The 19,456-nt window shown below is 55.0% G+C and carries 15 protein-coding genes; 4 read left to right on the plus strand and 11 right to left on the minus strand.

Features of this window, described 5'->3' with window-relative positions; genetic code table 11:
• Positions 1-120 precede the first annotated feature (120 nt).
• A complete protein-coding gene (locus SH528x_RS34680; RefSeq protein WP_442507991.1) occupies positions 121-981 on the minus strand; it encodes a formyltetrahydrofolate deformylase in 861 nt (286 codons plus the stop codon).
• A gap of 165 nt (positions 982-1,146) precedes the next feature.
• On the opposite strand from SH528x_RS34680, the gene SH528x_RS34685 reads away from it, so the two are divergent.
• Positions 1,147-1,638: a YkgJ family cysteine cluster protein gene (locus tag SH528x_RS34685; protein WP_442507992.1), complete on the plus strand. Its 492-nt coding sequence runs from the start codon at positions 1,147-1,149 to the stop codon at positions 1,636-1,638.
• 23 nt (positions 1,639-1,661) lie between these two features.
• Entirely contained in the window at positions 1,662-2,999 is a 1,338-nt protein-coding gene (gene hisS / locus SH528x_RS34690) for a histidine--tRNA ligase (protein WP_442507993.1), read from the plus strand.
• A gap of 292 nt (positions 3,000-3,291) precedes the next feature.
• Here the strand turns inward: hisS and ribH are convergent, their stop codons facing one another.
• The 7 genes from ribH to SH528x_RS34725 form a co-directional block, all read right to left on the minus strand.
• Complete coding sequence (ribH, locus tag SH528x_RS34695; protein WP_442507994.1) at positions 3,292-3,762, minus strand: 6,7-dimethyl-8-ribityllumazine synthase; 471 nt, start codon at positions 3,760-3,762, stop codon at positions 3,292-3,294.
• Positions 3,752-5,263, minus strand: coding sequence for a transcription termination factor Rho (gene rho, locus SH528x_RS34700; RefSeq protein ID WP_442507995.1), 1,512 nt, complete (start codon positions 5,261-5,263; stop codon positions 3,752-3,754). The genes ribH and rho overlap by 11 nt, the downstream gene beginning before the upstream one ends.
• 130 nt (positions 5,264-5,393) lie before the next feature.
• Positions 5,394-6,044 carry a dephospho-CoA kinase gene (gene coaE, locus SH528x_RS34705; protein ID WP_442507996.1) on the minus strand — a complete coding sequence of 217 codons (651 nt, stop codon included), beginning with the start codon at positions 6,042-6,044 and terminating at the stop codon, positions 5,394-5,396.
• A gap of 306 nt (positions 6,045-6,350) precedes the next feature.
• Positions 6,351-7,085: a zinc ribbon domain-containing protein gene (locus tag SH528x_RS34710; RefSeq protein WP_442507997.1), complete on the minus strand. Its 735-nt coding sequence runs from the start codon at positions 7,083-7,085 to the stop codon at positions 6,351-6,353.
• Between the two features lie 260 nt (positions 7,086-7,345).
• Complete coding sequence (locus SH528x_RS34715; RefSeq protein ID WP_442507998.1) at positions 7,346-9,004, minus strand: sigma-70 family RNA polymerase sigma factor; 1,659 nt, start codon at positions 9,002-9,004, stop codon at positions 7,346-7,348.
• A 274-nt stretch (positions 9,005-9,278) separates the two neighbouring features.
• Complete coding sequence (dnaG, locus tag SH528x_RS34720; protein ID WP_442507999.1) at positions 9,279-11,378, minus strand: DNA primase; 2,100 nt, start codon at positions 11,376-11,378, stop codon at positions 9,279-9,281.
• A 401-nt stretch (positions 11,379-11,779) separates the two neighbouring features.
• Positions 11,780-13,321 (minus strand): family 16 glycoside hydrolase, encoded by a 1,542-nt coding sequence (locus tag SH528x_RS34725; protein ID WP_442508000.1) that lies wholly within the window; start codon positions 13,319-13,321, stop codon positions 11,780-11,782.
• Between the two features lie 293 nt (positions 13,322-13,614).
• Here SH528x_RS34725 and hemB point away from each other — a divergent pair, with 293 nt between their 5' ends.
• Positions 13,615-14,631 (plus strand): porphobilinogen synthase, encoded by a 1,017-nt coding sequence (hemB, locus tag SH528x_RS34730; RefSeq protein ID WP_442508001.1) that lies wholly within the window; start codon positions 13,615-13,617, stop codon positions 14,629-14,631.
• A gap of 7 nt (positions 14,632-14,638) precedes the next feature.
• Positions 14,639-15,337 (plus strand): class I SAM-dependent methyltransferase, encoded by a 699-nt coding sequence (locus SH528x_RS34735; protein WP_442508002.1) that lies wholly within the window; start codon positions 14,639-14,641, stop codon positions 15,335-15,337.
• Between the two features lie 28 nt (positions 15,338-15,365).
• On the opposite strand, the gene SH528x_RS34740 is transcribed toward SH528x_RS34735, so the two are convergent.
• The 3 genes from SH528x_RS34740 to SH528x_RS34750 all read right to left on the minus strand — a co-directional run bounded on the left by SH528x_RS34740 (position 15,366) and on the right by SH528x_RS34750 (position 19,428).
• The gene (locus tag SH528x_RS34740) at positions 15,366-16,535 is read right to left on the minus strand and encodes a DUF6985 domain-containing protein (RefSeq protein ID WP_442508003.1); all 1,170 of its coding nucleotides are present in this window, start codon (positions 16,533-16,535) and stop codon (positions 15,366-15,368) included.
• A 103-nt stretch (positions 16,536-16,638) separates the two neighbouring features.
• Positions 16,639-18,105 (minus strand): PQQ-binding-like beta-propeller repeat protein, encoded by a 1,467-nt coding sequence (locus tag SH528x_RS34745; protein WP_442508004.1) that lies wholly within the window; start codon positions 18,103-18,105, stop codon positions 16,639-16,641.
• Between the two features lie 363 nt (positions 18,106-18,468).
• Positions 18,469-19,428, minus strand: a complete 960-nt coding sequence (locus tag SH528x_RS34750; protein ID WP_442508005.1) for a hypothetical protein — start codon at positions 19,426-19,428, stop codon at positions 18,469-18,471.
• Positions 19,429-19,456 lie beyond the last annotated feature (28 nt).

Here is a 19,456-nt window from a genome sequence, read left to right on the forward strand (position 1 = left end):
GCAGCAAAAACAAAGCCAAAATGGATAGTCGAAACGTCGCATCAACAGCATAGATTGAACTGCCCAAGCATGCCCCAAGCTTGGATGACAGGAAGGAAGCCTATCCCACAGGGTGCGCGGCTATTTTGCTTTGCGGGCGACGACGCGATGGAAGTGCAAGTAGACTTCGCGATCGATCACGCGGCGCACCCCTTCGGTTAAACAGGCCGGTTCATTCTCGCTTTCGCCAATCCGGATGACCTCATCTATCTTGGTTCCTGGCGAAACGGCAAAGGTGCGTTGGTTGATCGTCTGGTTGCCCGCGTCAAGCTCGGGGATGATGAAATGGCAAGTCGCTCCAAATGTCAACATGCGAGCGGCGTAGGCATCGTGATAAGGCCGAAATCCGGGAAAACCAGGCAACAGTCCGTGATGCAGATTGATGATTCGGCCGCCTGCAAATTGCCAGCAGGTCGAGGGGGGCAGGATCCGCATGTAGCGAGCCAACACAACGTAGTCGACTTCATAACGATCCAACAATTCGACCATCAGTGCATCATTGGATGCCCCTTGGCCGTCACCGATCATTTCAAATGCCGAACCAAACTCGGCGGCCAACGGAGCGAGCTTCTTGCGATTCGAGATGACGACGGGGACGTCCGCATTGATGCTGCCATCCTGCACCGCTTCGAGAATCGCTCGGGGCGTGTGTTCCAGATAGGTGCAGCAAACGGCCAAGCGGGGACGCTCGGCACGCAACTCGCTGCTCCAAACACGAATCGCCAACCCGGTGACTTCGCCAATTTGCCGCATTGCGTCGGACAAACGGTCAAATTCGCTGGCCGGGATATCGATCCGACAAAGCATCGCAAACAGTTGCTCTTCGTCGTGATCGTACATCTGGATCTCGGCAATCCGCGCCCCCTGCCCGGTCGCGTAGTGAATGATCGGATCGGCCAAACCGACATTATCGGGCCCCAGTGCTGTAATCACGACTTCCACTGATTAGTCTCTCCCCTAATGCCTTCAAGCTTTTTGAGCTTGAACTATCCCCAAAACACGCCCCAACCAAATGTAGGGGCTTTGTTGAACAATCGATGCTTTGGTAGTTTCTACAACATCCAGCATCGACCTAGAACCACCAATGCCGTGAGGAGATTCGCCCAGGTGAGCACTGTAACCCAGATCCCGACCGGGAAACGCCAGATCCCAACCGGCAAACGCCGTGATCAATTCCCCGAGGGGACGAATCTGTGCGAACATTGCACGGCAAAATGTTGTCACTATTTCGCTCTGCCGATCGATGAACCGGTCAATCGCCGCGATTTTGACTTCATTCGCTGGTACCTCGTGCACCCGGGAGCCACGGTGTTTGTCGAAGGGGAAACCTGGTATTTGCTGGTTTACTCGACCTGCCAGCACTTGCAAGACGATCATCGCTGCGGGATCTACGAAACGCGGCCTCAAATCTGTCGCGATTACACCACCAAAGAATGTGAATTCGAAGACGACTGGTGCTACGAAAAATACTTCGAGACCCCCGAACAAATCGACGAGTACGCCGACGCGTTATTCGGGCCTCAGTTCCCCGATCCTGATCGCAACGACCATGACTCGCTGCGAAGTCGTCGCCCCACCTCGCTTCCCCTGCTTTCGTAATCCATCTCACACCGATCCGAACTATGTCGCTTATCCAGCCCAGAACACTCAAAGGTTTCCGCGATTACCTGCCGGCGGTGATGATCCCGCGCGAGCAATTGATGCAAACCGCTCGCGAGGTTTTCCGCTCGTTCGGTTTCGCGCCGATCGATACACCTACGCTCGAACACCTGGAAATCCTGACGGGTAAAGGCAGCGACGAAACCGACCGCCAAATCTATCGCTTCAAGGACAACGGCGGTCGCGATGTGGGCATGCGATTCGACTTGACCGTCCCCTTGGCACGCTTTGCGGCTCAGCACATCGGCACGCTGGGGACGCCGTTTAAACGCTACCACATCGCTCCGGTGTGGCGAGGCGAAAATCCGCAAGCTGGCCGCTACCGCGAATTCATCCAGTGCGACTTTGACACGATCGGAACCGAATCGGTGCTGGCCGATATCGAAGCGGTCGCGGTGATCAACAATCTGCTTGAAACGATTGGCTTTGATCGGTTTACAATCAGCATCAACAACCGAGCCGTTTTGACTGGCTTGCTCGACCACTTGGGATTGGCCGATCGCAGCGTCCCGGTGCTCCGCAGTCTCGATAAATTGACCAAGATTGGCCGCGAGAAAACGATCAACGAAATGGTCACCAGCGCCGAGATCCAGCCCGCACAAGCCGAAGCGGTGCTGCAGCTTGCCGAGTGCACCGGCGAAGCGGACGCGATTTTCGCCAAGCTGACCGAGATCACTGGCGGCAACGAAAAAGCGGCTCAAGGGATTGGGCGTCTGCGAGACATCTACGAAGGCGCATTGGCGTCAGGCGTCCCCGTGCGACGGCTTCGCTTGGACGTATCGATCGCGCGTGGTTTGGACTACTACACCGGCGTTATTTTCGAAACGATCCTCGATGATCTGCCTGCGATTGGCAGCGTCTGCAGCGGCGGACGTTACGACAACTTGGCTGGCCTGTACACCAAACAACACCTGCCTGGGATCGGTGCCTCGCTTGGCCTAGACCGCTTAATCGCCGCGATGGAGCAATTGAAGCTACTTCCATCGACCTCGACTCCGGCGTCGGTTTTCGTTGCCTACTTTGACGAGTCCCACCGCGACGATTACTTGCGACTGGCGAGCAATTTGCGAGCAGCCGGGATTGGCACCGAAGTCTACCCCGAAGCGAAGAAGCTCGGCGCCCAGCTAAAGTACGCCGACAGCCACGGATTCCCGTTTGCGATCATCGCAGGTGGCAACGAATGGGGCCAAGGCGAATGCCAACTGAAACACCTGAGCAGCAAGGAAGCGGAGCAAGTTCCCTACAGCCACGACAACCCCGCAAAGCTCGTCGAACGACTTCGCGAACTGCTAGGAACGTGAAATTTGGAGCTTGCCGTCCAGACTACGGTCTTACGCAACTTCACCTCCCCGAAACTTGTTTTGGGGAGGTCAGAACGAGCGGCAGCAAGTTCTGGGTGGGGCCTCGTTGTGTTAGAGGTTGCAACTTGCAAGCTCAGTGCAACCACCCCTCCCAGTGAGAGGGTGAATTCCGGCCTGCGATCGTCATTCCAAGCCATTAGGCCCGCGGCTAACGCCGTCGGCTCACAAAATCAGCTAGCCGCGAGCGGCTAATTTGCTGAAAGTTTGAGCCGAGGACAACCGACTCCGAAGCCTATCGCATTTTTTCGGCGAGACGCAGTAGTTCGAGCACTGCTTCGGCTGCTTCTTCGCCTTTGTTGCCAACGTTTCCACCGCTGCGCTGCAGCGCCTGCTCGACCGTGTTACAGGTCAGCAAACCGAAACCGACCGGCGAATCCGATTCGATTGACAACCGCATTAACGCTTCGCTCACCGCGCGGTTGATGTGCTCGTCGTGAGTCGTCTCGCCCTTGATGACGCAGCCCAGCGTGATTACAGCAATCATTTTGGATTGCTTCAGCATCCGCGCTGCGACTATCGGCAATTCCCAAGCTCCAGGAACACGCACCACCACCACGCTGGACTTATCGTAGCCGGCTTCGGCGAGCGTCCTTTCCGCTCCACTGACCAACGAGTCGCAGATCGCTTCGTTGTAGCGACTCGCGATAATCGCAATTCTGCCCTTTGGCAACTTTCCGTCCACTCCACTAAGCTCAATCGACATCCTTAAGACTCATCAAAAATTCGGCGTTGTTCTGGGTTTTTCTAAGCTGTGTCACTAGATCTTGCATCGCGTCGGCGGGCGAAAGCTCGGCCAACGCGCGGCGAAGCGCCGAAATACGACGATGTTCTTCCGGATCCATCAGCATTTCTTCGCGACGAGTCCCACTGCGGCTGATATCAATCGCCGGCCATACCCGACGGTCAACCAGCGATCGATCGAGCACGATTTCCAAATTGCCCGTGCCTTTGAACTCTTCGAAAATCACATCATCCATACGGCTGCCCGTATCGACCAAGGCGGTGGCCATAATCGTCAGCGATCCGCCCTCTTCCACCTTGCGTGCCGATCCGAACAATGCTTTCGGTTTTTGCAGCGCTCCCGCGTCGAGTCCACCGGTTAGCAATTTGCCGGTCGATTCACCTTCGCTGTTGTGAGCTCGAGACAAACGGGTGATCGAATCCAAAAAGATGACCACGTCGACTCCGGTTTCGACCATCCGCTTCGCTTTTTCGATCACCATCTGTGCGACTTGGATATGCCGCTGTGCCGGTTCGTCAAACGTGCTGCTAATCACCTCACATTGTGGCCCGCGAACTTCGCGTTCCATATCGGTGACCTCTTCGGGACGTTCGTCGATCAACAAAATGAAGACGTAGGCTTCCGGATAATTTTTCAATACCGCTTTTGCCAATTGTTGCATCAGGATCGTCTTGCCCGCCCGAGGTGGACTAACGATCAAACCACGCTGGCCAAACCCGACAGGCGTCAACATGTCGACAACCCGCGTGCTCAAATCTTTGCTATCGTGCTCCATCATGATGCGATGATCGGGATGCAGCGGGGTCAACTCATCAAAGGGAATTTGAGCTTGGCGTGCCATCGGGTCGCGGCGATTGATGGCCTCGATCCGCAGCAATGCAAAATAACGTTCGTTCTCTTTGGGCGGCCGAATCTGACCAGCAACATGACTGCCGGTCTGCAGCCCAAATCGCCGGATCTGACTTGGCGAGACGTAAATATCATCAGGGCAAGAAACGTAGTGGTACTGCGCACTGCGCAGAAACCCGAAACCATCCGGCAGAATCTCGAGCGTCCCTTCACCGAACATCAGCCCATTGGCTTTCATTCGCTGCTTCAGGATCGAGAAGATCAATTCTTGCTTTCCGCCTGTTTCGGCGACCGTGATTCCCTCCGCTTCCGCCATCGCGGTCAGCGCATCTTGAGGCATCTTCTGCAACTGAGCGATGTTGAGCTGCGGCGTATCATGATCGCCGCTGGGGATCCCTACTTTCTCGCCGATTTTGTTCGCTTCGCTGACGATTTCCTCGGGCAACGACAGCGGATCTCGCTCGGCGTCTAGCTCTCGAATTCGCTGGTCGACCTCCTTGTCAGGATGTCGAGGACGATTGGTTTGACGTCGATAATTACGGTACTCGCGCGGACCGTTCTTATCGTTCGTGCCGCGGCTATTGCGATCACGGGGTGGTTGATTGGATTGCATGATGATTAGGCCGAGTTAGAACGGCGAGGGCAGGACAGTCGATTGGAAAAGAGATAGGTAGGAAGGTGTGAGTGCGAGAAAAAGCTCAAGCAGGTTGGGTTGAGAAAAGGGAAATGGTTCTTAGGTTGGCTTAGCCGTCGTCTTTATCGAGACAATGTCGATCCGGAGACGTTTCTCCACTGCAATCGTTTAACTTAACGTAAAGCTGCCGTGTTTGCTCGAAAAGATCTTCTAGCGACCCATCGTTGCGTAGCACGCGATGACTTAGCCTGCGTTTTTCTTCAATGGAAAGTTGGTTGGTTTCGCGTTTGGCGAGCTGGGCTGCATCCCAGCCTCGTTCTTCGGCTCGCTTTAGCCGGTGTGTCCATGGGGAATCGACACACCATATCTCGTCACAAGCTCGATCCCACTTTGATTCGAATAGAAGTGGAACATCCAGAACCAAGACGTGTATGCCCTGGGCCTCCGATTGCCGGATTTGTTTTAGGATTTCGTTGCGAGTAGGCGGATGGGTCAGCGACTCTAAATAGTTTAATGCGGCGCGACTCGCGTCGTCATCCCCGAAAACCACCTCCGCAAGACGCAATCGATTGATTTCTCCCTCCGCATCGGCAATTTCCGAGCCAAAACGCTCCACCAACTTGGCTACCACCTGCGGTCGATTGAGCACTTCGCGGGCAATCAGGTCCGCGTTAACCCAGGTGGCTCCGAGTCCCTGTAGATAGCGAGCAACGGTTGATTTTCCCCCCGCCGGAGCTCCCACAATGCCCACGATTACCATCTTAGCTACACACAAAAAGAGAACGAAATGAGCTTCTCCTCGCTTGCTTCGCCGCCAAATCTAGGGTGATGAGACCGCCACAAACCGGAAAATAAATTTGCTAATTTTTTTTGTCGCTCGATCGCTAAAACGGCTCTCCACTCCGCAAACCCGAACTCAGGTGCCTCCGCACAGCGGTTTACCGCCTGATTTTGGGGCAGTCGTCGTGAGTTCGCCTAGTGGTTCGCAGTACGCTCGTCAATCGAAACTCTTGGCGAGTTTCGCTACGGTAATTGCCTGGCCGAGGAGCCTGAAGACACACAAGGATCAGGTGACTCGGCGATTCTCGGGAAGGTACAGGAAAGCATTGCAATTCGGGCAACGCACCAACCGCGACAACTGCAATTGGCTCATCACCTGAGTCGTCAGCGTTTGGTAACATCCTCCACAGGAATCACCGTCGATCGGCGCCAGTGCCTCTTCTCCCTTCGAGGCGGTCAAACGATCATAGTCGGGACGGACCTCACTTGGGATCTCTTTTTCGGTTTCCACTAGCTCTGCTTCGACACGATCGAGCTCACCACGCAGACGCTCCATCTTTTCTTTAACGTGAACCACGCGTTGCTCGTGCTCTGTTTCCTGTTTTTCGAGCTCCGACTTCAGCGAATCCAATTCCGCTTGCAGCTCATCGAGATACTCGAGCCCTTCGAGAATCTCGTCACTGAGGACGCTATTAGCCTGTTCGTCCGCCGCGATCTGCTCTTTGAACGTCGTGAACTCTCGATTGCTCGCCGCCGTGTTCAGCTTGACGTTAATCTCGACAATCCGTGCTTCACGCGACTTCAACTGAAGCTGTTTTTCGTCCGAAGCCAGCTTCGCCTTCTTGAGTTTCTCTTTCAACGCGTCCACGTCCGCCTGAGCCTTCGCGACCATCGCTTCGCCTGCTTTGACTTGGCGGGGACCACGTGATAGCTGACTACGCAGATCCGTCAATTGACGGTGGACACGGTGAAGCGTGCGAAGCAGTGGAGTGCTGATTTCGATATTCGAACCAGTAGACATGACGACAAGACCAGTGGGAACCGAAGCAATAAGAATAACTGTACGTATAGCATATCGCTTTGGGCTACGATCTGACACCACCGGGCAGCATCCGGCCGCCGAAGAGTTCGGGGCCGCAATAAGAATGAAATGCCGCGAAAATCGCGTCTGATCTGCGGCCGTTCCCAGGCAAACGAAACTCTTGACGAGTTCCGCTACGCCCACGACCGCACGGACGAAACTCTTGGCGAGTTTCGCTACCTTGATCAGAGGACCGAGCTTTACGCTGCGGTCTTCAAGAATTCGCTCAAGCGATCCGCTCGCGAAGGACTCTGCAGCTTCGCGACCGCCTTGGCCTCGATCTGACGAACTCGTTCGCGTGTGACCTTGAAAATCCGGCCGCACTCTTCGAGCGTGTAACTGTAGCCGTCGACCAAACCATAACGAAGCCGGATGATTTCTCGCTCACGGAATGTCAACGTCTTGAGCAATTCGTCGATCTTGCTTCGCAAGATTCCGCTGGCTGCCGCTTTCACAGGGTTGTCATCTTCACTGCCTTGAATGAATTCACCAAAGCTGCTGTCTTCGCCTTCGCCAACGGGACGATCAAGACTGACGGGGTGACGACCGATGTCCATCACGCGGCGTACTTCTTCCAATGGCACTTCGGTGGCCAAGGCAATCTCTTCGTACGTGGGCTCGCGACGCAATTCTTGAGTCAGACGCTTCTGAGACTGACGCAACTTGCTCAACACGTCGATCATGTGCACAGGGATACGGATCGTTCGTGCTTGATCCGCGATCGCTCGCGTGATCGCTTGACGAATCCACCACGTGGCATAGGTGCTGAATTTGAAACCACGACGATATTCGTATTTATCAACCGCTCGCATTAGACCGGTGTTGCCCTCTTGGATCAGATCCAAGAACGACAGTCCGCGATTGCGATATTTCTTGGCGATCGAAACAACCAGACGAAGATTGCCGCTACTCAATTGGCGTTTGGTCGCTTCGTAGTCGTCGAAGTGACGGCGAACTTTGGTCATACGGTTGCGAAGGCTTTCAGGACTCTCTTGAGTCACCAACATCAATTCGCGAAGCTCTTGCTTCAAGTCCGCTGCTTCGTCGCGGCTCATCGCGTCTTCGCCAAGGGAGGACAGGCGATCGCGGATGAAGGTCATTCGCTGCGAGATTTTCTCGAGCTGTCCCAACAAAGGCACCACGCGGCGACTGCGAAGCGAAAGTTCTTCGACGAGTTGCAGGCACTTGCGACGGTTGCGAATAAAGCGGCGGCGAATTTCGGCCTTCAAACGAGGCGAAACGCTCTTGCGAACCAATTGCTCAAAGTCCGACTTGTTCTGCGAGATCAAAACATCGATCGTTCGCAGATTGTGAGGCATGCGAGCACTAATCTGCTCTTTGGTCAATCGTTCGGTCAACGAGACCTTGATGGTGCGATCAAATGGCAATTCGCCATTGTGCACTCGGTGCAAAGTTTCCACGGTGCTGCGAAGTGCGTAATCCGACTCAAGCAACATGCGGCGATATTGACGACGCGTGATTTCGATCTTCTTTGCCAACGAAATTTCTTGCTCGCGAGTCAGCAAAGGAATCTCGGCCATTTGGCTCAAGTACATGCGAATCGGATCATCGCTTGCCTTGGGCAATTCCGCCGATACCAGCGGTGCATCGTCTTCTTCGCTGTATCGCATCTCAGCCACGCGAGGCTCAGGCTTTTTACCCGCTGCAACAATCGCTTTCTTTTCCGCCTTTTCGATTAACTGAATCCCGTGGCGATCAATCGCTTGCATCAAGCGATCGAGTTTTTCCGGATTGACGTCTTCATCCGGTAGGTAAGCGTTGACTTCGTCGTAGGTGAGGAATCCATCCTTGGTTCCACGAGCGATAAGTTGAGAAAGATCTTGGTCCATCAATTGCATCTGAAAACCTCATGTTTTTTTAGTGCCGAATCCTGGCACCGTGGGTCGATTGAAAAATCCTATTTCACACAATACGCACATGATCAGCTCCTCTGATCGGTCACCGTTGGCGGGCGTCTTTTTGAGCAAGACATCAACGGCGAGTGGTATTGAATCGGGACGGTCTGAAGCGGGGTGCTAGTGGCTCCTTCGGTGGATTGGAAACAGTAATGTTCGTGAAGTGTTTTGCTATGAGTGTTGACTTGAAATGCTATCATTTGCTAGCATTTAAAATCTACTCTTTCTTCATTTGGTGCCGCGTTCGCTCGGCGTCAAACAACTCTTTCAATAGAGCCTCCTCTTCATCTTCTGCCAATGCCGAAGAAGCCAGTTTTGCGATTTGTCGGTTTTTTTCTGCCGAAAATTCTCGCTCGCGGTAACGCAACACAACGCCAGCATAACGTTCGACGGTGGTTTGTGTGGAATGACCTTCGCGACGACGAACTCGTTCCTCAAGCGTCACCACTTGATTCTTCAAATCATCGTTCTCAAGAACCAACATCAGCGACTCGAGTGTTAGGTCACGACCTTCGAGATCCAAGTCTTGATAAGCCGACAACAACATCTTTGCAGTATTGGATTCGAGCCAATCAGGATCGATCGATTCGACCGCCATCGCCGCCAGCTCGGGTGATTCAATCAGTGTCTCAAATAATTCGCGATCCATCCCACTGAGCGGTTCGGGGCGATTTGGACTGGAGGGCCGACGCGACGGAGTCGTGCCATAGTTGCTTGGCTCGCCGAATCCGCTTGGGGCACCGAAATCAGGCGGAGCACCAAAATCGTCGTAGCCACCAAAGTCGCCTTCGAATTCAGCCGACTCTAAAAACGCAGCGTTTGGATCAAACGACTGGGGTGGCGCCGCATTCTCGTTGCGAGGCACCGACGGAGAATGTGACCCCGACGACGACGACGGGGGTGCGGAACGCGTTGGTCTTGCAGCACTTGGACGCGTATCACGGCGTTTCGCAGCAGCCCGAGACTGCGTCTTGCGAACCTCTTCAAGTCGCTCGTTGAGTCGTTCCGTTGGCAAACCGAACGTTCGCGACATCCGCAACATTAACTGGTCAATTTTTAGATTCGCCGCCTTAGGTGCTTGAGCAATAATGCCCAACAAGACTTCGATCGCTTGGGTGACCTTGTGTGTGTCGTGAGTGACATCAACGCCGTCGGTCAAACGGTTCAATTTGTGTTCGAGTGCATCAGGTGCACTAGCAACCAATTGATCAAAAGCGGCTCGGCCCTGTGACGCCAAAAAGTCCGCGGGGTCATTGCCATCGGGCAATGTCAGCACTCGCATATCAACGTCAGCACGCACGAACAACTCAAGTACTTGATCGGCGCGAGTTTGGCCGGCGGTGTCACCATCGAGCACCAAGACGACTCGTTTTGCAAATCGCTTTAACAAGCGAATGTGGTCTTCGCCCAAGGCGGTCCCCAGCACCGCGACCGCCGATTCGACGCCAGCTTGGCGTGCCGCGACGACATCGGTGTATCCTTCCATGACCAAGGCATCGCCACCGCGACGGATTGCTTCCCGCGCGAGTTGCAAATTGTACAGTTGGTGTGATTTGCGAAATAACTTGGTCTCAGGGCCGTTGATGTATTTTGCACCGGCACCGTCTTCGCCACGTCGCGCGGCGATTGCTGGAATCAACCGTCCCCCCAGCGAGATCGGACGGTCCTGCAGATCATGGATCGGGAACATCAATCGGCCACGGAACCGATCGTAATGCCCGTCACCTTTGTTGCGTTTAATGGCCAAGCCCGCCGCTTCGGCGACTTCCTCACTGAAATCATGTTTCTTAAGCAGATCGACTGCAAAATTCCACGACTCGGGCGAAAACCCGATGCGAAAACGCTTGCGGTTCTCGTCATCGACGCCACGCGAGGCTAAGTAGTCGCGAGCGATCTTGGCGTCGTTGCTCGTGCCACTTTCAAGTTGCTCGAAATAAGCGTCCGAGACCAACTTCATCGCTGCAAACAAAGTCGGGCGATCGTCCGGACTGCCGAACACGGTCTTTTTGCCGCCTCGCAGTTCGTCGATTGGAATGCCTGCCTGCTCGGCTAACGTGCGAAGCGCGGTTGGAAAATCGAGTCCATCTCGCTGCATCACGTAGCTAAAGATATCGCCGCCGATGTCACAAACCCAACACTTCCACGTTTGGCGTTCGGGATTGACGGTCAAAGAAGGCCGGCGATCGTTGTGCCAGGGACAACGTGCAACCATATTGCGACCCGCCGGATGCAACTCCAGCGTCTGGCCGACAACATCGACAATGTCGACGTTCGCACGCACTCGCTCTTTCAGGTCGAAGTCCACAGGCAGGGACAAGCGACAACTCCCGTTGAAGGAACCACTTGGTGACAAGACACCACAAAAGAAAGCCACGACATCCCGAAACGATTTCGGTGCGGAACCCCTTCCCTGGGTGCCTCGCCTATTCAAGCTGGCGAAACGTATCCGATCGGTCGACCCATCTCGGCGATCACCTACCAGGCAAACCACCAATTTCGCCAATCGTTTCGACTGGCTGCGGGCAAATTTCGATCATGCAATCCATTGCAACGCAATTGAACGGTTTGCTAGCAAAAAAACAACTGGCAAACCGCTCATAAATTACGAGCGACCGGGGATTGTGCGAAACCGGCCTGTCCGCGTCAAGCTCAATTTTCTTGAGCTAAAAAACGCACTTTTCGCCGCTTTTATCGCCCCCGACGCAAAACGCCGGGCGTTTATTTCAGTTCACGAACGCGGATATCTTTCCAGCGAACTTGGAATGGTCCCGTTCCCTTGCCGATGCCGTGCACCTGCAGTCCAAAAAAGCCCTCTTTGCTTGATTCCGCGTCCGAAAAATCGGCGATTTTGGTTCCGTTGACCCAAGTTTGAATACGATCACCCACCGCGCGAACGACGAAACGATTCCAGTCATTGTTATTGTAAGCATCCTTGTTCGGCTGTTCCTTGGTGATCCAGCCACGTCCGGTTCCTTCGCTGTAGACGTAGCCCGATTCTCCCGGTGCCGCTTCGATTTCGACCTGGGGACCGTGAACTCGACCGTTTTTGAAATCTTTGGTGCTAACCGAGCGGATCTGCACACCACTGTTCAAACCGGTGTCGACATTCGTTTCAAACGTCAACTCAAAATCGCCAAACGATTTGTCAGTGCACAGGAACGAGTTCGGACTTCCTTCGGACGTTTTTCCGACCACGGCTCCGTCTTCGACACGGTAAGTTGCGGTGCCGTTCTTTTGAGTCCAGCCCTTGGTGTCGGTGCCATTAAACAGCGAAACCCAACCTTTGCCATTGATATCGGGGATCGAGTCCCACGAAACATCGTTACTCGAGGCCGACTCGCTGCTCGCCGCGGGATCACGAAGTGCGGGTTGGTCGGAAGTCAACGTCTCGGCATCGACGGGGGGCAGCGTCACCTTTCCGGTCGCCGCCCACTCGGTTCCACGCTGCAGCGTGACTTGAAACGCAAGTCCTTTCATGGCATTGACGTCATGCCCCAAAGTGGTGTGAAAAACACGTCCTTTGTCGTACTGAATGCTCATCAATAGCGGCTCATGTTCGCCGGTTCCGCCCGTTTCTTTGGTGCTAAAGCCAGTCGCCAGCACATTCATATTCTCTGCGGGACCACGCAATTTTGCGTACAGCTCGTCGGCGGTTTGCATGAATGAACCCGGCAACCCCTTGGTGATCGGATGCTCGCGATCGCGAATGACGACAGCAAAGGGAACGCGTTTGCCGTGGGCTCCGCCTGAACCGGGCGAAGTATCGCGGGTGAATTTTTGCTGGTCTTCTTTCCAACGAACGTAGGGACCATCGCTCTCGTTGCGGCCGCCCCAGCCTCCCAGTCCGATCATGCGATTGTAGGCTGACCATTTCGGGAACGAGTTGTCAGCGGCGTGGACGGAGCAAAAACCGCCTCCGCCCGCGACGTAGTCTTCAAAGGCCTTTTGCGTCGCCTCGCTCCACGGTTCGCCGTTGTAGTTAGAGACGACGACGTCATAGTCCGAGAATTTCGGGGCAAACGTGCTCATGTCACCCCCTTTTTCTGGCGTGGTGGCGACGTCAACTTTGAATCGCCCGCATGCTTCCAGAGTTTGCTTGATCAGTGGTGTGGTTTCTTGCCATTTATGGTTGTTTTGCCCGTCAATCAACAAAGCCGAAAGGACTTTGGCATCACCGGCAGCAGACGCCTGCAAGGCAAAACCGGCGACCAATGCGATACAAGCAACCAGTCGTTGAGAGAAGAAAGTATTGAGATTCATCAGCATCAGGTTCAATTGGGGAAAGCGAAGGTGAGTGGATGTCCTTGGGCGGACAGAGCCCCCGTGGACCACATTGTATCAACATCATCGCCCACTTGGCGGCAAGAGCAAGCGGCTTTACCAGCGATTGATTGGCTACACAATCGGGACGCACGGGCTGGACGCATGGGGCAAATCCAGCGATCCGCATCTGCCGCGGTCAGACGCTGGGTACATGAACCAGCACCGGTTGCCTAAGATACGTGAATCCTGTGCCCCGAAAACCGAGCCCCTCTCCGAGCCCCCTCGTACGAATGAGCCAATTTACTCGCGGGAATTTCCCCGCCACTCGCCTGCGACGCGTCCGCCGCCATGACTGGTCTCGACGCCTTGTTGCCGAGAACCAATTGAGCGTTGACGATTTGATTTGGCCCATTTTTGTCTTCGACGGTGAGGGACGACAACCGATCGAAAGCTTGCCAGGCGTGGACCGTCTTGGATTGGACCAGATCCCGGCCGCGGTCGAGTTGGCATGCAGTTTGGGCATCCCCGCCATCGCGATCTTTCCGGCAACGCCGAGTGAACTGAAAACCCCCGACGCCGCCGAGGCCGTTAATCCCGAAAACCTCGTTTGCCGTACCGTTCGCAAGATCAAACAAGAAGCGGGCGATTCGCTCGGTGTGATCTGCGATGTTGCCTTGGACCCCTACAGCAGCCATGGCCAAGACGGGCTGGTTCGCGATTCGTACGTGATCAACGACGAAACGGTCGAGGTTTTGTGCCAACAAGCGTTGGTGCAAGCCGACGCGGGTTGTGACATCATCGCACCGAGCGACATGATGGACGGCCGGATCGGCGCGATTCGAGGTGCATTGGAAAACGCCGGAAAGACGAATGTGCAAATCATGTCGTACGCAGCCAAGTACGCCAGTTCGTTTTATGGCCCGTTCCGAGACGCGGTCGGTTCGTCCGGCAATCTTGGCAAGGCCAGCAAGAGCACCTACCAACAATCCCCCGGCCAGAGCGATGAGGCGCTTCACGAAGTCGCACTCGATCTGGCCGAAGGCGCCGACACGGTGATGGTCAAACCTGGCATGCCCTACTTGGACATCGTGTACCGCGTGAAGTCCACCTTTGGCGTCCCTACATTCGCCTATCAAGTCAGTGGCGAGTACGCGATGCTGTCTGCCGCTGCGAACAATGGCTGGCTCGATCGCGACAAGGTGATTCTTGAAAGCCTATTGGCGTTTAAGCGTGCCGGTGCCGATGGCGTGCTGACCTACTTTGCCGTCGAAGCGGCACGTCTTCTTCATGCCGCGCAATCGCAATAGCCCCAACATGACTTCCGAACTGAACACCCAAACGCTTGACGAACTTGAAGCCGCCGCTAGCGAGAAATTTGCCTGGCAATGGGACGCGACTTCGATTGCCAACCAACCATTTAAGCTGGCCGTTGCGGCGGACCCCGACGGCATGCTGATCGAAGCCTGCGAACGCCAAGACGCTGGCGAAGAAGGGGTGATCGATCCGTTCTGGGCGACCACATGGCGAGCCGCGGCGGGGCTGGATCGCTACCTCGATCAAGTCGACGTCAAAGACGTTCCCGTTCTGGAATTGGGTTGCGGCACCGGACACGCCGGCATCGCTGCGATGCTGCGGGGCGCAAATGTCACGCTGACCGATGGCGTCGAGGACCCGCTATTGCTGGTGCGAATGAGCGTTTGGCAGCTGCGCGATCAATGCATCGTCCAGCGTTTGCGATTTGGCATCGACACCATCGACGATCAATCGTTTCCGATCATTCTTGGCAGCGACGTGACGTACTTACGTCAATTGTGGCCCGAGCTTGACGTTTGTTTGCGGCAACATTTAGCCACGGGAGGCCAAGTGCTGCTAAGCGATCCGTACCGGTTTATCGCCAACGAATTCCGCGAGTGGATTCAAAAGCACGGCTGGCATTATACCGAGCACAAAGTCGAACTGGCGGATGATCCCAAACACCCGATCCGCATCATGCAATTGCGAGACGCGAAATAGAGAGTGCCCGGCCTTTCTCCGCGGCTCCTCACTTGGCTTGCTTTACAATTTCCAGAATTTGCTGAAGTGCGTCGAGAGCTTCCTGCTGCTCCGAATCTTGCGAACTTTCTGGCGTGCTTTCAGAATCTCCGCCTGCCAAACGATCAAACATCCCGCCGACCTCTTCTGCGGCATCAGCCAATTCGCCGCCCAGGCCACGAATCTCGTTCAACGTGTTTTGAACCATGTCATACGGATCGCCAACGTCCTCGCCAAGAAATTCGGAGATCATTTCTCTCATCAGCTCGGGATCACCAAATGGCATCCGCGAGCTCATCGAAAAAGTCTCGATCATCTGCTGGGCAAACTCCACGGGCGTTTGACCCTCGTCGTTTTTGACAGACAACGACGCTCCTTCGGCGATCATCGCGGCGACCACTGCTGGGTTTTGCGACTGCATCGCCATAAAGATAGGTGCCGGAAAAGTCGCGGGGGTGTCGTTCACCCGCGCACCACTCTGTTTTAATCGCTGCACTTCATCTTGATCGCCGATACAGATTGCCTGGACCAATTTGACACTGTCGGGCAGCGAGGCAAGGTACTCCGCTTCGGCTTGCTGCTCTTGCTCTTCAAGCGAACTCAACACGTTTTCACGCGTTTCCTTTTCTTCGATGGGCAGAATTTCGTCGAAGCCGCCGTAGGGAGTTGAGAACGCGACATCGGCATGCCCGACATCGATCACCGTGTCTTTCCAAACAGCAATCCCGAGCCCGTGCTCGTCGTCCCACTCACAATCGGTACTGAATCCAATCCAAGCGAAGCCGTCCACCGCTTGCGGGCTGACCAAGATTTCGAGCGCACCCAAGTTATCACGCAAATCGGAAACCGATTCGATGGTCTCATCCTCATCGAACCAATCCTCATTGTTTTCCATGAAATAACGAGCCCAACGCAGCGACGCATCGAGCACTCGCTCAATGATTCGCGACTGGTTTTTCAGCAGATACTTGACCGCCGCGATCTGAGCCTCGGTCGGCTCCAGGTCGGCGACCAACGGCTGCGAAGAAAAACCGTCGTGCATTTCGGTGTCGATTTCGATCACCACATCGCAAAGCTCTTGCGGGCCGTTCCAGCCTTTGATCTCCGTTTCACAGCTCCAGCCAGCGCCTTCCTCGTCGCGAGTGAACCAGAGACCTTCGATCTGAATCGCTTTTTTCATCAGTATTCTTCGCAGCTTTAAAGCGTAAAGTGGATGGTGTCACCACGAGCGTGACGAGCCGGACGACCATCGCTACTTTCGCAACGAGCAAACGCGACAATCATCACTCTTTGGCGACACAGTATAAGTGTTGCTTGCCGCGGAAAAAGATCTCGTCGCCGACAATGGCCGCCGAGGCATCAATTTCCTCGTCGAGCTTGTTATTGGCAATGACCTCAAACGATTTTCCATGCTTCAAAACCACCGTCGTGCCATCACGCCCGGTCAGATAAACGTTCCCGTTCGCCGCGACTGGCGACGCATAGACGGTTGAAATATCGGGCAATCGAGTTTGGTCAATCCGTAATTCGCCAGTTTTCGCATCGCGTGAAACCAGAACGCCATTATTGGCTTTGACGAAATAGAGCTGGCCTTGATACAGCAGTGGCGATGGCACATACGGAGCCGCGTCCTCTTCGATCCACGTGATTGTCTCGCTATCCGTGACGTCTCCTTTGCTGTCTAGCGGGATCGAATAGATCGCGTAGCCTCGAAATCCGGTCATCACAATTACGTTGTCTTCGAATCGAACGGGCGACGGAATCGGGTTGCCTGCTTGGCCGCCGCATTCCCAAATCAATTCGCCCGTGGCCAAGTCGTAACTACGAACTCGATTGCTGCCGTTGGTGATCACTTGTGTACGTCCTTGGAATTCGGTGATTAAAGGAGTCGACCAAGTTGTTTGTTCATCGCGAGTTTGTCGCCATCGCTCTTCACCCGATTTCGTGTCCAATGCCACGATGAAGGATTCGCCTTCGTGATCAAAGGGGACCACGAGCGTGTCGCCGAAAACCGCAGGCGAGCTGCCTTCGCCAAATTGAGCTCGTGTTTGCATCTTGCCCAGATCGCGACTCCACAATGTTTTTCCGTTCAGATCCAAGCAGTAAACGCCTCGCGATCCGAACGAAACGTACAGCCGCTGTCCGTCGCTAACCGGCGATGCTGATGCAAACGTGTTGGTGTTATGTCCGGATTCGTGAGGCACTTGCTCGGTCACCGTGCTACGCCAAACTTCCGCTCCGCTGGCTCGGTCGTAGGCTAAAACCATGAACGCGTAATAATGGGTCGGAGCCGCCCCGCCACCGAATCCACGTCCACCGCCACCCCGGCCACTGCGGCCGCCACGGTCACCGCGACCAAAACCGCCCGGTCGCCCGCCTTCGGAACGGTCTCCACCTGGACGAGCTCCACCTCGGTCGGGTCGCTGTGGCTCGGACGATTCCGTTGCTTGTGGCTCTGCCGCCGCTTCCGCTCCCTCTTTCATCCGATCGGTTTTCACTGCGGTCGCGACATAGACGCGGTCGCCAAGCACAATTGGGGTCGAACTGCCGACACCCGGGACTTCGATTTTCCAGCGGATGTTCTCGGTTTCGCTCCACCGAGTTGGCGGATTCCCCGTCGGTGCTACCCCCGACGCTTCGGGGCCACGCCACTGTGGCCAGCCTGAATCTAGATCCTTGGCCGAGCTGGAAACACCAACAATAGCAGTCACGGCAAAGGCAGCAGAGGCGATGAGATGGAGTGATTTCACAAGAACAGTCCCAAAAACTAAGAAGAGAAGTGGCAAGTCAGCGAGGCCATAGCACGTTTCAACCCCTCGGCGGTTGGCAAGTTCCGCTGGATGTCGGCACGGCAATGCCATCTACTTTGACGCTAAACGGAGGGTTCATACAGCGAAAGTCGTCAAGATTTTTGTGAATCGCCGCACAAGTCGAAACTCTTGACGGCTTTTTGATTTAGTGAGCCGTGACGCGTAAGCGGCCGGGTTCTACGCATTACCCGGTGTCCCACGGCTCACGGCTCACGGCTCACGGCTCACGATATCAATCTATATTCCTATCGAATCGACAAGCCGTTGACGAGTTTCGCTACGTCAGCAATTGTTCCGGCGGTGCTAACGATTCAGGCGATCCAACATCGCTTGGATTTTCCAGTGCGTGGGTGAGGTGGCCGCAACCACCAACCATCGCCGAGAGCGACACGTCATAAGTGACATCGTGGACGGACCCCCAAGTGCTTCCCAAGTCGAACTGTCGACGCTCGTTTCGATTACCTGCATCAGTGGTTCGACGCGATTGACATAAGAGGGCCGCCACGCGCTTGCCCCCGACTGTTTCGATGTCATTTCCGGCTCACCCTTGCGTCCCACCAGTGGCGTGACGTCATAAACGCGAATACACAATTTCTCCTCTGCACCTTCTTGTGTGGTTACCGTCAAACTCCCCAAACGAATTGAGAGCACTAAATCGAACGGCTCTAACAAGCGGGTCACTGTCGCGCCGACGCTCAGCGACTGGACGCCTTGTCCGTTCGAATCCAGACCGCTCGTTTCCATCGAACTTCGCCACCACGGAACGGCTCCAGTGTGATTGCCCGCAACGCCCAACACACTCGTTCTCGAACTGGCCGCCGGATCACGACTCTGCAATTCCGTTTGCGACGGACCAGCAAAAGGATCTACATCGGCAAACTCAAAACTTGCTTGTTCTCGTCGCTTGGAAACCAGCTGGAGATTTTCCTTGATCCCTATCTCTTCCAACGCCCGCACATCAATTTCCGTGGCAACTCGGGTCGACATGTCTCGTGTTAATTGACGCAATGTGAGACCGTCATCCCAAGCGAATCGACATGGCTCCTTTAGAAACGCCAAGATGTCCGCTTCCTGCTGCTCGGTCATAAACGGATCGATTTGCCACGAGGCCACTTCGCCACCTTCTCTCGTTTTGTGAGAGTTCGTTTGAATTCCACGCACCACGTCGGTCGGTATCACCGATTGAGCATCGACAACCGACACCGCACCTAAAACCATTCCCATTACGACAATGAATCGACAACGCGGTTTAGAAAGCATCATGGCAGCCATTCGTAGTTCGGGGTGAATC

It is taken from the genome of Novipirellula methanifontis (genome assembly GCF_052161655.1).
In the GTDB taxonomy this organism is placed as follows: Bacteria; Planctomycetota; Planctomycetia; order Pirellulales; family Pirellulaceae; genus Novipirellula.

Bases quoted from the DNA above. Each gene is read 5' to 3' on its own strand.
- hisS (WP_442507993.1), top strand. From the start codon at position 1,662: ATGTCGCTTATCCAGCCCAGAACACTCAAAGGTTTCCGCGATTACCTG.
- SH528x_RS34710 (WP_442507997.1), bottom strand. From the start codon at position 7,085: ATGTCTACTGGTTCGAATATCGAAATCAGCACTCCACTGCTTCGCACG.
- rho (WP_442507995.1), bottom strand. From the start codon at position 5,263: ATGCAATCCAATCAACCACCCCGTGATCGCAATAGCCGCGGCACGAAC.
- SH528x_RS34715 (WP_442507998.1), bottom strand. From the start codon at position 9,004: ATGCAATTGATGGACCAAGATCTTTCTCAACTTATCGCTCGTGGAACC.
- SH528x_RS34725 (WP_442508000.1), bottom strand. From the start codon at position 13,321: ATGAATCTCAATACTTTCTTCTCTCAACGACTGGTTGCTTGTATCGCA.
- SH528x_RS34740 (WP_442508003.1), bottom strand. From the start codon at position 16,535: ATGAAAAAAGCGATTCAGATCGAAGGTCTCTGGTTCACTCGCGACGAG.
- hemB (WP_442508001.1), top strand. From the start codon at position 13,615: ATGAGCCAATTTACTCGCGGGAATTTCCCCGCCACTCGCCTGCGACGC.
- SH528x_RS34735 (WP_442508002.1), top strand. From the start codon at position 14,639: ATGACTTCCGAACTGAACACCCAAACGCTTGACGAACTTGAAGCCGCC.
- ribH (WP_442507994.1), bottom strand. From the start codon at position 3,762: ATGTCGATTGAGCTTAGTGGAGTGGACGGAAAGTTGCCAAAGGGCAGA.
- SH528x_RS34750 (WP_442508005.1), bottom strand. From the start codon at position 19,428: ATGATGCTTTCTAAACCGCGTTGTCGATTCATTGTCGTAATGGGAATG.
- coaE (WP_442507996.1), bottom strand. From the start codon at position 6,044: ATGGTAATCGTGGGCATTGTGGGAGCTCCGGCGGGGGGAAAATCAACC.